We start from the raw sequence: 12,338 nt of genomic DNA, 5'->3' as shown, positions 1-12,338 counted from the left end.
TGCGGGAAAAGGGCAAAAAATTTGTCGAAAAGCACACAGATTTCTCCCGGTCTGCCTCGAAAATGCGGCGAGTGGTCGATAGTATGCGGAAATGCCCGAAATTCGCCGCCTTCCAGAGACGCTGGTCAACCGTATTGCGGCTGGCGAAGTGGTCGAACGCCCCGCCTCCGCGCTGAAGGAACTGGTGGAGAATGCCGTCGACGCTGGCGCCAGCCGGATCGTGGTTTCGATTGTCGAGGGCGGCCTCGGATCGCTGGAAGTCACCGACGACGGCTGCGGCATGTCGCCGGACGAGATGGCGCTGGCGCTGGAGCGGCATGCAACCTCCAAACTGCCGGACGAAGCCATCGAGCAGGTGAGCACACTCGGCTTCCGCGGCGAGGCCTTGCCGTCGATTGCCAGCGTTTCGAAGCTGACACTCGAGAGCAGGCCAAGAGGGGCTGAGCACGGCCACAAGGTCGTCGTCGACCATGGTTCGGTGGGGCAACGGGGACCCGCTGCCTTGCCCCCGGGGACCCGCGTCCGCGTGGAGGACCTGTTCGGCAAGATTCCCGCCCGCCGCAAGTTTCTGCGCACTCCGCGCAGCGAGTATGCCGCCTGCCTCGACGTAGTGCGTCGCCTCGCCATGGCGCGGCCGGACGTCGGCTTCACCTTCGAACATGGCGACCGCCGCATTTTCTCCGTGCAAGCCGGTGACAGCACCGAAGCGCGCGTGGCGCAGATCATCGCGCGCGAGCTGGCGGACAACGGCGTTTCCATCGAACTGGAGCGGCCGAGTGAGGAGGGGGTCATGCGGTTGACCGGTGTCGCGGGCCTGCCGACCTACAACCGCGGCGTTGCCGACCACCAGTACCTGTTCGTCAACGGGCGCCCGGTGAAGGACCGCCTACTGACCGGTGCCGTGCGGGGAGCCTATGCGGACATGCTTGCGCGTGATCGCCATGCCGTGCTGGCGCTATTCCTCGACATTCCTTTCGCGGACGTCGACGTGAACGTGCACCCGGCCAAGACCGAGGTCCGCTTCCGCGATGCGGCGGCCGTGCGCGGCTTTATCGTCAGCGGATTGCGACAGGCACTCTCCACCGGTGACCGCCGGAGCGCGCAGGCGCCTGATGCCGGGGCCATGGGACGCTGGCAGACGGAACCCCTCGCGCCCGAACCTGCAGCAATGCGTTCGATCTTTGCCGGTCGGGATTGGTCTGCGCCTTCTCCCTCCCGCGTGGCAGAGGCACGTGCAGCGTGGCAAACCCATGGGGAGACATTGGCTGCTCCCCAGGGCCGGGCAGAGGCAGCCGAAGCGATACCACAGGAAGCGGAGGACTATCCGCTGGGTGTCGCGCGTGGACAGGTGGCGAACACCTATATCGTCGCCGAAGCGGCGGACGGGCTGGTGATCGTCGACCAGCACGCCGCCCACGAGCGGATCGTGCTCGAACGGCTGCGCGCGGCAGGCGCGGGCGACAAGGTCGCGGCCAGCCAGGCGCTCTTGATCCCCGACGTGGTCGAGATGGACGAACCGGCCTGTGACAGGCTGGAAGAGCAGATCGATCATTTCGCCACCCTCGGACTGGTGATCGAGCGCTTCGGCCCCTCGGCCATGCTGGTGCGCGCCATGCCCGCATCGCTCAAGCAGGCCGATTCCGCAGCCCTGCTGACCGACCTGGCGGACGATCTCGCCAAGCACGGTTCGTCGCTGCTGCTGGGCGAGAAGATAGAACATGTGCTCGCCACAATGGCTTGCCACGGATCGGTTCGGGCAGGGCGCACGTTGAACGTTCCCGAAATGAACGCCCTGCTGCGCGAGATGGAGTCGACTCCGCGTTCAGGGCAATGCAACCATGGGCGACCGACATGGGTGAAACTGTCCATGGATGATGTCGAAAAGTTGTTCGGGAGACATTGATGCGTTGGCCGATTCTGCTCTGTGCCCCGGCATTGCTGGCGGCGTGCGGTGATGAGCGTACTCCCGCCGAACGGGCTGCCGAGGACGAAGCCCTGGCGGAGCGCGTTCGCGAAGCCAACGACCTTGCACCACCGATGGTCGAGATCGTGCCTGACCCTCTGCTCTACGACGATATCGAAGCGAACGACCTTTACGGCCTCGCCTGCTCCTATGCACCCGGCACCAGCATGGGTGCGCGCGTTATTGCCCGCGAAGTGGATGCCTTCGTCAAGATAGACGGCGACGTGATTCGCCTGGCCGCCGACCCCGGGTCACGTGAACTGCCTGCGGCCACGCGCTCGCTCTATAATGGCCGCGAATATTCGCTGCGGCTCGAAATCGCGGAGAAGGGCACTGGCGAGGAGACCATCGATGGTGGTGCAGTCTTCTACGAAGGTACCGTCTGGCTGCGCGACCGGTGGGACAGGGTGGTTTACCAGGGTACCGGCGTGGTCAATTGCGGGGCCTGATCAGCTGCGGAAGTCGGGCACATTTCCACTAGCGTCGAGGTCCGGGACGATACGGTAGCGCGCCAGCAGCAGGCTGAAGAGGCCGAAAACCAGCAAACCGACGGCAACCAGCGTGAACCAGACGCCACTGCCCGACAGCGAGGCGACAGCATCGCCCAGCGTTTTCACCTGCTCGCTGCCGCCCGACATGAAGCCTGCCTTCACCAGTGACCAGCCGATAATCAGGAAAACCGCGGCGCGAGCGGCATAGCCAGCGCGGCCCATCGAGCGCGTCGCTGAGGGCGCACGAGAGGAGATGCGGTGCATGAACTCTGCCGTCCACGCCTTCTTCGCCTGAAATACGGCTGCACCCAGGAAAGCCAGCCCCAGCAGGCCAAGCACAATGCCGCCCATAGGCATCGCGAGCACGCCAGCTGCTGCGCCCTCGGCTCCACCTCCACTGGACTGACCGGACGTGGCAAACTGGAACGCAGTGTAGGCAAGGGCGAGGTGCCCGATCGCGCTGCCTGCGTGGCCAATCCGCTTGGCCCAGCCTTTGGAGTCATTCCCGTTGTGCTCGATATCAAGGAAAGTCGAGGCAAGCCGGAACAGCGCATAGGCGAACAAGCCGACCACCATCAGCCACAGGATCGCGGTTGCCAGTGGGTAATCCTCTATGGCCTGGAATATGCCGCTGGTCCCATCGGCAATGCGGCCCATGCTGGTGAGCGCGATTAGCCCCAGGGTCGCGTATAGGATTGCGCGGCTGAAATAGCCGACGCGGACCAGCCAGTTAAATTTCTCCGATTTGTCGACCATGCACATTTCCCTCTTTTCCGGACCAACGCCAGCCGGGAGAGATTGTGCCGAGATGGCCCTTTATCGCAGGCGCTTCACATAGAGCTGGTTGTCGTCACGGCGTTCCATCTTGAAGTTGTCGCTGGCCGCCCGCATCAGGTCTGACAGGCGTTTGAACCCATGGTTGCGCACGTCGAAGCTGGAGCGGTTGCCGGCAATCTGGCCGACTTCGTGCAACCGGGCATAGCCCTCGTCATCGCGACTGGCGGCCTTCCATGCTGCCCCCAGCAGTTCGATCAGCTCGTTGTCGATCGGCCCGCCTTCCGATGAAGTCTTGTCGTCATCGTGCGAAGCGGTGCGGATCAGTTGGTCGACATCAATGTAGCGGGTGCAGGCGGTCTTGAAGGCCTCGGGCGCCTTGGCGCTTCCGAAACCGTAGACGATCAGCCCGTCCTGCCGCAGGCGTGTGACCAATGGGGTGAAGTCACTGTCGCTGCTCATGATGCCGAAACCGTCCACCTTGCCCGCATTGAGCAGGTCGATGGCGTCGATGGCCATGGCAATGTCGGTAGCGTTCTTGCCCTTGGTCAGGTCGAACTGCTGCATCGGCTGCAGGCCGAAGCGGTGGGTGATCTTGTTCCAGTTGGCAAGCGCGGGCTTGGCCCAGTTGCCGTAGGCACGACGGATATTCACTTGGCCAAGCTCGGCGAGCACGGTCAGCACCGGGTCGATCCCCGCATGGCTGGCGTTGTCGGCGTCGATCAACAGGGCGATATTCTTGAGTTCTGCTTCTGGCATGGCCCGTTAGATGGCTCCGTGGGCAGGTGAGTGCAAGCAGCGATGGAACAAAGGACCGCTAAGCCACGGGGATAAATCGTGTCACTTTCACTCGCAGCAAGTCAACCAGTGCCCCGTCCATGAATTCAAAGTCGTCGGGAATATCGAGGCAAATGATCCGCACATCCTTCAACTGTGCCCGGTATTTCCTCTGGAGCTTGCTCCTGTGGGTCTTTTCCATCACGAAAATGATGTTCGCCCATGAGACCAACTCGTTGGTCAGCGGGTTCTCGGCGTTGCTGTTGGTGCCGGCGGAATCGACCTCTATACCGGGATGATCGGCAAAGACTTGTTCGGCAGTGGGGCTACGCAGCTTATTCTGGCTGCACACGAACAGGACGTTTATCACGCCGGTTTGAATTCGCCGCTTTCCTCATCAAGCAGGTGCAGGACACCGTCCGAAATAGCGAAATAGGCACCGCGCAGCGTCACTTCGCCGGTCGGCTCTTTCTCCTGAATGCAGGGGAAAGTGCGCAGGTTGGCGAGGCTCACCTTCACGGCGGCCAGTTCCATCGCCCGTTCGGCCTCGCGCCCGCTGGTGCCGAGTTCCTTGGCGATCGGATCGCGCACGGGATCGAGCATGTCGATCCAGTTGGCGACGAAGCCGCCTTCCCCCAGCTCGTTTCCGTGCAGGTCCTGCGTCAGCGCTGCCTGGCAGCCGCCGCACATGCCATGGCCCATGACTACCACCTGTTCCACCTTCAGGAACTGCACCGCGAATTCCAGCGCGGCGGAAACACCGTGCTGGCCGGGCGTCGTCTCGAACGGAGGAACCAGTGCGGCGACGTTGCGAACCACGAAAAGCTCGCCGGGTGACACGTCGAAGATCTGCGCCGGGTCCACGCGGCTGTCCGAACAGGCAATGATCATCGTGCGCGGGGACTGGCCTTCGGTCAGCTGCCTCCAGCGATCGAGTTCGCGCGAATATTCGCCCTGGCGAAAACGACGGTAGCCATCGACAAGGCTGTTCATGGCGGGGGTCTTGTCAGTCATGCCACCTTCGCTGGCGTCATTTTGTGGATTCGGCAAGAGGCCAAAAGTCCATACGGCTTGCCCGCGCGGGGCGAGGCTCCTAAGTGGGCCCGCAATGAACGACCTTTCTTCCGCTCCCGAAGGCAATCGCCCCCCGCGCCAGCGCAAGCCGGACTGGATTCGCGTCAAGGCGCCGGTCAGCAAGGGCTATCACGAAACGCGCAAGCTGATGCGCGACCTCGGCCTCAACACCGTGTGCGAAGAAGCTGCTTGCCCGAACATCGGGGAATGCTGGACCAAGAAGCATGCCACGGTGATGATCCTTGGCGATGTCTGCACGCGGGCCTGTGCCTTCTGCAACGTGAAGACCGGCATGCCGCGGATCGTCGATCCGATGGAGCCGGAGAACACCGCCATCGCCGCGGCGCAGATGGGTCTTTCGCACATCGTCATCACCAGCGTGGACCGCGATGACTTGCCGGACGGCGGGGCAGGGCAGTTCGTAAAGGTGATCCAGGCGCTCCGCCGCGAGACGCCGGATACGACGATCGAGATCCTGACGCCCGATTTCCGCGGCAAGATGCGCGCCGCGGTCGAGGCGATCTGCGAGGCCGGTCCTGACGTCTACAACCACAACCTCGAAACCGTGCCACGGCTTTATCCCACGATCAGGCCGGGCGCGCGTTATTATGCCTCACTTCGCCTTCTGGAAGAGGTGAAGGCGCACGATCCGCTGATCTTCACCAAGTCCGGTATCATGCTGGGGCTGGGCGAGCAGCGACTCGAAGTGCACCAGGTCATGGATGACATGCGCAGTGCCGATGTCGATTTCATCACCATGGGCCAGTATCTCCAGCCGACGCCGAAGCACGCCAAGGTGGAAGACTTCGTGACGCCGCAGGCTTTCGACGCTTTCGGCTCCATCGCGCGGGCCAAGGGCTTCCTTCAGGTCGCCAGCAGCCCGCTGACGCGCTCCAGCTATCACGCTGGCGATGATTTCGCCCAGATGAAAGCTGCACGCGAAGCCAAGCTGGCAAAGGCAGCAGCCAAAGCCTGATGCCTTCGATCCGCGAGACTCACCGACTGCCTTATACGGCCGAACAGATGTTCGACCTGGTGGCTGATGTCGACAAGTATCCCGAATTCCTGCCCTGGGTAGTCGCCACGAGGGTGCGCGCAGACAGCGATACCGAGATGACGGCGGACATGCTGGTGGGCTTCAAGGCGCTGCGCGAGAAGTTCACCTCGCGGGTGGTGAAGGACCGCCCGAACTCCATCAACGTCCACTACATCGACGGTCCGCTGCGCGACCTCGACAACAACTGGACCTTCCGCGACTGCGGCGAGAACTGCTGCGAGATCGACTTCGCGGTCGATTTCTCTTTCAAGAACATCATGTTCGAAACCTTGGCGGGCCAGTATATCGACCGCGCCTTCCGCAAGATGGTGGCCGCCTTCGAAGCCCGCGCCGAAGCGCTCTACGGCAGCAACAGTTCCAGCGCACAAAGCGTCGCCTGAAGCCGCACGCCGGAGCGTCCGGTGTCGGCGAACAGCCTTTCCTCGGCCGTCGGTTCCTCGTCGCCGCGCACCATCCGGGCGAAGACCACTGTGCCGACCGGCTTGAGTTCGCTGCCGCCGTCAGGCCCCGCAATCCCGCTGATCGCCACGGCCACGTCCGCTCCGCTGCGTTCCAGCGCGCCCTTGGCCATGGCATAGACGCAGGCGACCGAGACGGCGCCAAAGGCCTCGATAATGTCGGAATCGACACCGAGGTCGCCCATCTTGGCTTCGTTGGAATAGGTGACATAGCTGCGATCGAGCACGGCCGAGCTGCCGGGGATTTCGGTTATGGCACCAGCCACCATGCCGCCGGTGCAGCTTTCCGCCAGTGTCACCTTGCGACCGGCAGCGGTGTTTTCCTCGACCACGCGGCGGGCAAGGTCGACGATTTCGGGGGGGAGTAAGGAGTCCACGTCGGTCCCTTCAGCTATCACAGATTTCCGGGTCTTCCACGCCAGCCATCGCAGCAATCACGGCAGCGAGACGACCAGCCTCGAACGGTTCGAGCGGAGCGAGTACCTCCAGCAGGCGTTCGATGTTGCCGCACTTTTCCGGTTTCACTTCGTTGGCGATCAGGCCGGTAATCAGGGCGTCGAGGAATGGGCGCAGGGCCTCTTCCGGCATCTCGCGCATGGCGGAAACGCCTTCCTGGCCGCCCGATCCGGCGAAGCTCAGGAAGGCGGAGAAAGCATCCGGCCAGGCGGCGTCGCTCTGCGCGGCATAGCGGTCTGCCATTGCCGGCGCGCCGGTTGCGAGGAAGCCGTCCGGTGACAGCACTTCGCCGCAACTCTGCTGGAGGCCGCCCATGGCCAGCGGCACGCCGTAGACGACCATGGCACTGACTTGGGTTTCGGTGAGGCAGGCTTCCTGCGCGGCGGCAGATACGGGCAGGGCTCCGGTGGCGGCAGCGGCAAGCGCGGTGGCGATCTTACGGCGGATCTGCATGCGAGGACTCCTTTACTTGGCGACCAGGGTGGCAACGGCCTGGGCAGCGATGCCTTCGCCACGCCCGGTGAAGCCGAGTTTCTCGGTCGTGGTTGCTTTTACACTGACTTGTTCGATGCTTGCGTCAAGCAGTTCGGCCAGCCGCGCGCGCATGGTATCGCGATGCGGGCCGATCTTGGGCGCCTCGCAAATCAGTGTCAGGTCGACATTGCCGATTACGTAACCTGCTTCGCTTGCAAGCTTCACCGCATGTTCGACAAACCGCGCCGAGGGCGCGCCCTTCCATTGCGGATCGGTGGGTGGGAAATGCTGGCCAATGTCACCCTGCGCGATCGCGCCGAGCACGGCATCGACCACGGCATGCAGCCCGACATCGGCATCGGAATGACCGGCAAGCCCCTTGTCATGGTCGATCCTGACGCCGCAGAGCCATAGCTCTTCGCCTGCGGCAAGGCGGTGGACATCGTAGCCGGACCCGACGCGGACGGACAGGGCAGGTTTGCTCGCAGTCACGAAATCCTCCGCAAAAGTCAGTTTGTGCAGCCGTTCGTCGCCATCGACCAGCGCCACATCGCCGCCAAAGGCGCGCAGCACCTGTGCGTCGTCACCAGCCGTGAGCTCGCCAGGCCATGCGCGGTGAGCGGCGAGGATATCGCCAAAGCGAAAGGCTTGCGGTGTCTGCACGCGGCGCAGCTTCTCGCGCTCGGCGTTCGCGCCCATGAGGTCGCCGTCGGCCACGACCATGCTGTCGACGACGGGCAGGACAGGAATTGCGCCGGGCCGGGCGGCGAGGGCATCAACCAGCCGTACCACCACGTCGGGCGGGCAGTCCGGGCGGGCGGCGTCATGGACCAGCACCAGATCGGGGGCGTCAGCGGCGAGTGCCTCCAGCCCGCGCGCCACGCTTTCCTGCCTAGTCGCGCCGCCGGTGACCAACATCACGCCGTCGATCCCGGCAAGAATGTTGCTGGCGATCTCGTCGGCCCCTTCGGGGATCGCCACGGCAAACCGCGTGACGCCGGCGCCAGCAAGCGCCTCCACGGCGGAACGCAGCACGGTGCTGTCACGATAAGGGGCGAACTGTTTGGGCAGCGGCTGCCCCGCGCGCAGGCCCTTGCCCGCAGCCACGATGACGGCGGCGATGGAAGGGGCAGGGGGAGGGGAAGCGTCAGTCATAATGCGCCACGCGAGCTACCTGCTTGAGTGCGCCCTAGCAATGCACTATGCGCCTGCCCATATTTTAGGCACACTGGTGAATATGAGTAACGAAGTCCCAACCCCTCCGGCAATCATGCCCATCGACATCGGTCCCGTGCGGATCGACTGCCCGGTCGTGCTCGCGCCGATGACGGGTGTGACCGATCGTCCGTTCCGCACCCTGGTGCGGCGCTATGGCTCTGGCCTCAATGTCACCGAGATGATCGCCAGCGAAGCGGCGATTCGCGAAACCCGGCAGTCGATCCAGAAGGCCGAGTGGCATCCGACGGAAGAGCCGGTATCGATGCAGCTTGTCGGGTGCGACCCGGTATCGATGGGTGAAGCTGCCAGGATGCAGGAAGACAACGGCGCGGCGGTGATCGACATCAACTTCGGCTGTCCGGTGCGCAAGGTCGTGGGCCAGTATGCCGGCAGCGCGTTGATGCGCGAGGTACCGCTCGCCGTGAAGTTGATGGAATCCACCGTCAAGGCGGTGAAGGTGCCGGTGACGGTGAAGATGCGCATGGGCTGGGACCACGCGAGCCTCAACGCGCCCGAACTCAGCAAGATTGCCGAGGACCTGGGCGTGAAGATGATCACCGTCCATGGGCGCACACGCAACCAGATGTACAAGGGCAATGCCGACTGGTCCTTCGTCCGCAAGGTGAAGGAAGCCGTGAGCATCCCGGTTATCGTCAATGGCGACATCTGCTCCATCCGCGATGCTGCCGCGGCGCTGGAGCAGTCCGGCGCGGACGGGCTCATGATCGGGCGCGGGGCCTATGGCAGGCCGTGGCTGCTGGGGCAGGTGATGCACTGGTGGAAGACCGGCGAAATGCTCGAAAGCCCCAGCTTCGACGAACAGTACGAGACCGTTGTGGAGCACTATAACGAGATGCTCGACCATTACGGCGAGAACGTGGGCGTGAAGATCGCCCGCAAGCACCTGGGCTGGTACACCAAGGGGATGCACGGCAGCGCCGACTTCCGCAACAAGGTGAACTTCATCGACGATGCGAAGCTGGTGCTGGAAGAGCTGGAGCAGTTCTACGAACCCTTCCTGAGGCGCCGCGCCGCGTGAGCGAGACCGGGGCCGATCCGGCGCTTCCTGCTGCACGGGCGCAGATCCACGGGCTCAGTTTCGCCCTGCTCCTGCTGTCACCAGACCTCGAGATCTGCGAAGTCAATCCGGCAGCGGAAGACCTGCTCGGGCTGGGTTCGCAGCGCATGCTCGGGCGCGAGTTCGGCGAGGTTATCACCTTCGAAAACGAGGACCTGCTGGAGCGGCTGAAGCTGCCCGGCGCGCAGCTTTATGCGCGCGGGTTGGACGTGAAGGTCGGCAAGCGTGACTTGCGCGTGAATCTGACTTTTTCCGCGCTCGACAGTCATCCGGGCTGGCGGGTGGCCACGCTTTCCGATGCTACCCAGGGTGAGCGCTTTGAAGAGACCGAGCGGCGCGGGACCCTGCGCGGGCCCGCCGTTCTGGCGCACGAGATCAAGAATCCCTTGGCGGCCATTCGCGGCGCGGCGCAATTGCTTGGCCGCAAGGCGGGCAAGACGCAGAAGCCGCTGACAGACCTGATTGCCGACGAGGTGGACCGGATTGCCCAGCTGATCGACCGCATGCAGCGGCTCGGTCGCGAACGGGCGGAGCCGGTGGGGCCGGTCAACCTGCACGCCGCGATCCACCGTGCCTACGAGACGGTGAAGATTGCCAGCGACAGCGCCATCGCCTGGCGCGAGGAGTTCGACCCCTCGCTGCCGCCGGTGCTGGCCAACGAGGGTGCGCTGGTACAAGTGCTGGTCAACCTGATGGCCAATGCCCGCGATGCCTGTGCCGACAACGTCGCTCCGCAAGTGACGGTGCAGACCCGCTTCGTCAGCGGGCTGGTGATGAACGTGATCCGGCTGGGGCGGCCGGTAAAATTGCCGATCGAAATCCAGGTCAGCGACAACGGCCCCGGTATCGATCCGGCCATTCGCGACGACATTTTCGAGCCGTTTGTCTCGAACAAGACCAACGGCCAGGGCCTTGGCCTGGCGCTGGTGCAGAAGCTGGTGCGCGACATGGACGGGCGCATCAGTCACGAACGCGACGAAGCCACCGGTTGGACGCACTTTCGTGTCCACCTGCCCATGGCCCGCTAGGGAGAGCGAGAGATGAGCCACAACGTGCTGCTGGTGGAGGACGATAACGCGATCGCAATGGTCATTCGCGCCGCGCTGGAAGACGAAGGGCTGTCGGTCGACACGTGCGACACGGTCGCTTGCCGCGATGAATCGCTGGCGGAGCGGCAATACAGCGTCATGCTGACCGACGTCATGCTGCTCGACGGTGACGGCATCGAAACGCTGGGTGCCGTGCGCGACAACTATCCGGACATGCCGGTAATCATCCTTTCGGCACAGAACACGCTCGATACAGCCGTGCGCGCAACCGAGCGCGGGGCCTTCGAATATTTTCCCAAGCCCTTCGACCTCGACGAGCTTGTCCGGGCGACCCTGCAGGCCGTGCAGTCACGCAGCGCCTCTGCCGGCGAGGATGGTGAAACGGTGGAAGGCCTGCCCCTGATCGGTCGCAGCCAGCCGATGCAGGAAGTCTTCCGCATGATCACCCGCGTGCTGCACAATGATTTGACGGTGCTGGTGCTGGGCGAGAGCGGTACGGGCAAGGAACTGGTAGCCGAAGCGATCCACCAGTTGGGCAACCGAAAGGGCGGTCCCTTCGTGGCAGTGAACACGGCGGCGATCCCGCGCGAACTGATCGAAAGCGAACTGTTCGGACACGAGAAGGGGGCCTTCACCGGCGCCACCACGCGCTCCATCGGCAAGTTCGAGCAGGCCAGCGGCGGCACGCTGTTCCTCGACGAGATCGGCGACATGCCTGCCGAAGCCCAGACCCGCCTGCTGCGCGCTCTGCAATCGGGCCGCATCCGGCGCGTGGGCGGCAACGATGAAATCGCCGTGGACGTGCGGATCATCTCCGCTACCAATCGCGACCTGCAACCAATGATTGCGCGCGGCGATTTCCGCGAGGACCTCTATTACCGGCTCAACGTCGTGCCGATCAAATTGCCGCCGTTGCGCGAACGGCCGGACGACATCACGCCGCTGGCGCGGCATTTCCTTGTTCGTGCGGCAAGCGAAGGCCTGCCCAAGCGCACGCTTGGCGCTGACGCGGCCCGCCTGCTGGAGAAGCAATACTGGCGCGGCAACGTGCGCGAATTGCAGAACCTGATCTTCCGTGCGGCCCTGCTGGCGCGCGAGGACGTGATCGACGCGGACACCGTGCGCTCGTTGTTGGACAGCGGACAGGCCGGGACCGATGCGAGCGAGGCGCGCGATATCGGCGAACAGGTGGCGCAGTGGCTGGCAGCGCAGGACATTGCCGACGGGGAATTGTACCATACGGCACTTGCCGAACTGGAACGTCCCATCTTCGCCCATGCCCTGTCACGGACCAGTGGAAATCAGTTGAAAGCGGCGCAAATGCTGGGGATCAACCGCAACACCCTGCGCAAGCGACTGTCCGAACTGGATATCGATCCGGAAGCTTTCGCGCGCGGTTAGTCGCATTGCTGGGGCTAGCTCACAATTTTCACTTGCCCTGATGCAACAGCCCTGTTGTATGCCTGCAA

The 12,338-nt window shown here is 63.8% G+C and carries 14 protein-coding genes; 7 read left to right on the top strand and 7 right to left on the bottom strand.

Annotated features, from left to right (window positions below; all coding sequences use genetic code 11):
- Positions 1-91: 91 nt before the first annotated feature.
- Both mutL and AAEO60_RS06550 read left to right on the top strand, forming a co-directional pair.
- Positions 92-1,903 carry a DNA mismatch repair endonuclease MutL gene (gene mutL / locus AAEO60_RS06555; protein ID WP_341672849.1) on the top strand — a complete coding sequence of 604 codons (1,812 nt, stop codon included), beginning with the start codon at positions 92-94 and terminating at the stop codon, positions 1,901-1,903.
- The gene (locus tag AAEO60_RS06550) at positions 1,903-2,412 is read left to right on the top strand and encodes a hypothetical protein (RefSeq protein ID WP_341672848.1); all 510 of its coding nucleotides are present in this window, start codon (positions 1,903-1,905) and stop codon (positions 2,410-2,412) included. Before mutL ends, AAEO60_RS06550 begins: the two co-directional genes overlap by 1 nt.
- On the opposite strand, the gene AAEO60_RS06545 is transcribed toward AAEO60_RS06550, so the two are convergent.
- From AAEO60_RS06545 to AAEO60_RS06530, 4 genes are read right to left on the bottom strand one after another with little or no spacing between them, the layout of a single operon-like run.
- On the bottom strand, positions 2,413-3,210 hold the full coding sequence (locus AAEO60_RS06545) for a DUF1206 domain-containing protein (protein ID WP_341672847.1): 798 nt from the start codon (positions 3,208-3,210) through the stop codon (positions 2,413-2,415). It abuts the gene before it with no gap.
- Positions 3,211-3,270: 60 nt separating this feature from the next.
- Complete coding sequence (locus AAEO60_RS06540) at positions 3,271-3,987, bottom strand: NYN domain-containing protein (protein WP_341672846.1); 717 nt, start codon at positions 3,985-3,987, stop codon at positions 3,271-3,273.
- Between the two features lie 58 nt (positions 3,988-4,045).
- Positions 4,046-4,375, bottom strand: coding sequence for a low molecular weight protein tyrosine phosphatase family protein (locus AAEO60_RS06535; RefSeq protein ID WP_341672845.1), 330 nt, complete (start codon positions 4,373-4,375; stop codon positions 4,046-4,048).
- Entirely contained in the window at positions 4,372-5,019 is a 648-nt protein-coding gene (locus AAEO60_RS06530) for a carbonic anhydrase (RefSeq protein ID WP_341672844.1), read from the bottom strand. The genes AAEO60_RS06535 and AAEO60_RS06530 overlap by 4 nt, the downstream gene beginning before the upstream one ends.
- A 94-nt stretch (positions 5,020-5,113) precedes the next feature.
- On the opposite strand from AAEO60_RS06530, the gene lipA reads away from it, so the two are divergent.
- Entirely contained in the window at positions 5,114-6,055 is a 942-nt protein-coding gene (gene lipA / locus AAEO60_RS06525; RefSeq protein ID WP_341672843.1) for a lipoyl synthase, read from the top strand.
- Positions 6,055-6,516, top strand: coding sequence for a type II toxin-antitoxin system RatA family toxin (locus AAEO60_RS06520; RefSeq protein ID WP_341672842.1), 462 nt, complete (start codon positions 6,055-6,057; stop codon positions 6,514-6,516). The genes lipA and AAEO60_RS06520 overlap by 1 nt, the downstream gene beginning before the upstream one ends.
- On the opposite strand, the gene AAEO60_RS06515 is transcribed toward AAEO60_RS06520, so the two are convergent.
- The 3 genes from AAEO60_RS06515 to AAEO60_RS06505 are packed head-to-tail and all read right to left on the bottom strand — an operon-like array spanning position 6,477 to position 8,679.
- Positions 6,477-6,971 (bottom strand): CinA family protein, encoded by a 495-nt coding sequence (locus AAEO60_RS06515; RefSeq protein WP_341672841.1) that lies wholly within the window; start codon positions 6,969-6,971, stop codon positions 6,477-6,479. The genes AAEO60_RS06520 and AAEO60_RS06515 overlap by 40 nt on opposite strands.
- 10 nt (positions 6,972-6,981) lie before the next feature.
- The gene (locus tag AAEO60_RS06510; RefSeq protein WP_341672840.1) at positions 6,982-7,503 is read right to left on the bottom strand and encodes a hypothetical protein; all 522 of its coding nucleotides are present in this window, start codon (positions 7,501-7,503) and stop codon (positions 6,982-6,984) included.
- Between the two features lie 12 nt (positions 7,504-7,515).
- The gene (locus AAEO60_RS06505; RefSeq protein ID WP_341672839.1) at positions 7,516-8,679 is read right to left on the bottom strand and encodes a bifunctional 2-C-methyl-D-erythritol 4-phosphate cytidylyltransferase/2-C-methyl-D-erythritol 2,4-cyclodiphosphate synthase; all 1,164 of its coding nucleotides are present in this window, start codon (positions 8,677-8,679) and stop codon (positions 7,516-7,518) included.
- 82 nt (positions 8,680-8,761) lie between these two features.
- Here AAEO60_RS06505 and dusB point away from each other — a divergent pair, with 82 nt between their 5' ends.
- Genes dusB through AAEO60_RS06490 form a run of 3 tightly spaced genes read left to right on the top strand, consistent with a single transcriptional unit; the run spans position 8,762 to position 12,270 of the window.
- On the top strand, positions 8,762-9,781 hold the full coding sequence (gene dusB / locus AAEO60_RS06500) for a tRNA dihydrouridine synthase DusB (RefSeq protein ID WP_341672838.1): 1,020 nt from the start codon (positions 8,762-8,764) through the stop codon (positions 9,779-9,781).
- Positions 9,778-10,848, top strand: coding sequence for a two-component system sensor histidine kinase NtrB (locus tag AAEO60_RS06495; RefSeq protein ID WP_341672837.1), 1,071 nt, complete (start codon positions 9,778-9,780; stop codon positions 10,846-10,848). Before dusB ends, AAEO60_RS06495 begins: the two co-directional genes overlap by 4 nt.
- A gap of 12 nt (positions 10,849-10,860) precedes the next feature.
- A complete protein-coding gene (locus AAEO60_RS06490) occupies positions 10,861-12,270 on the top strand; it encodes a sigma-54-dependent transcriptional regulator (RefSeq protein WP_341672836.1) in 1,410 nt (469 codons plus the stop codon).
- Positions 12,271-12,338 lie beyond the last annotated feature (68 nt).

The sequence above is a fragment of the Aurantiacibacter gilvus genome, assembly GCF_038289935.1.
Lineage (GTDB): Bacteria > Pseudomonadota > Alphaproteobacteria > Sphingomonadales > Sphingomonadaceae > Alteraurantiacibacter > Alteraurantiacibacter gilvus.
Note: the sequence above shows the minus strand (reverse complement) of the source record. Positions and strands in the feature narration are given on the sequence as shown.

Coding starts and splice junctions, on each gene's coding strand:
- mutL (WP_341672849.1), top strand. CDS start 92: ATGCCCGAAATTCGCCGCCTTCCAGAGACGCTGGTCAACCGTATTGCG.
- AAEO60_RS06550 (WP_341672848.1), top strand. CDS start 1,903: ATGCGTTGGCCGATTCTGCTCTGTGCCCCGGCATTGCTGGCGGCGTGC.
- AAEO60_RS06545 (WP_341672847.1), bottom strand. CDS start 3,210: ATGGTCGACAAATCGGAGAAATTTAACTGGCTGGTCCGCGTCGGCTAT.
- AAEO60_RS06540 (WP_341672846.1), bottom strand. CDS start 3,987: ATGCCAGAAGCAGAACTCAAGAATATCGCCCTGTTGATCGACGCCGAC.
- AAEO60_RS06530 (WP_341672844.1), bottom strand. CDS start 5,019: ATGACTGACAAGACCCCCGCCATGAACAGCCTTGTCGATGGCTACCGT.
- lipA (WP_341672843.1), top strand. CDS start 5,114: ATGAACGACCTTTCTTCCGCTCCCGAAGGCAATCGCCCCCCGCGCCAG.
- AAEO60_RS06520 (WP_341672842.1), top strand. CDS start 6,055: ATGCCTTCGATCCGCGAGACTCACCGACTGCCTTATACGGCCGAACAG.
- AAEO60_RS06510 (WP_341672840.1), bottom strand. CDS start 7,503: ATGCAGATCCGCCGTAAGATCGCCACCGCGCTTGCCGCTGCCGCCACC.
- AAEO60_RS06505 (WP_341672839.1), bottom strand. CDS start 8,679: ATGACTGACGCTTCCCCTCCCCCTGCCCCTTCCATCGCCGCCGTCATC.
- dusB (WP_341672838.1), top strand. CDS start 8,762: ATGAGTAACGAAGTCCCAACCCCTCCGGCAATCATGCCCATCGACATC.
- AAEO60_RS06490 (WP_341672836.1), top strand. CDS start 10,861: ATGAGCCACAACGTGCTGCTGGTGGAGGACGATAACGCGATCGCAATG.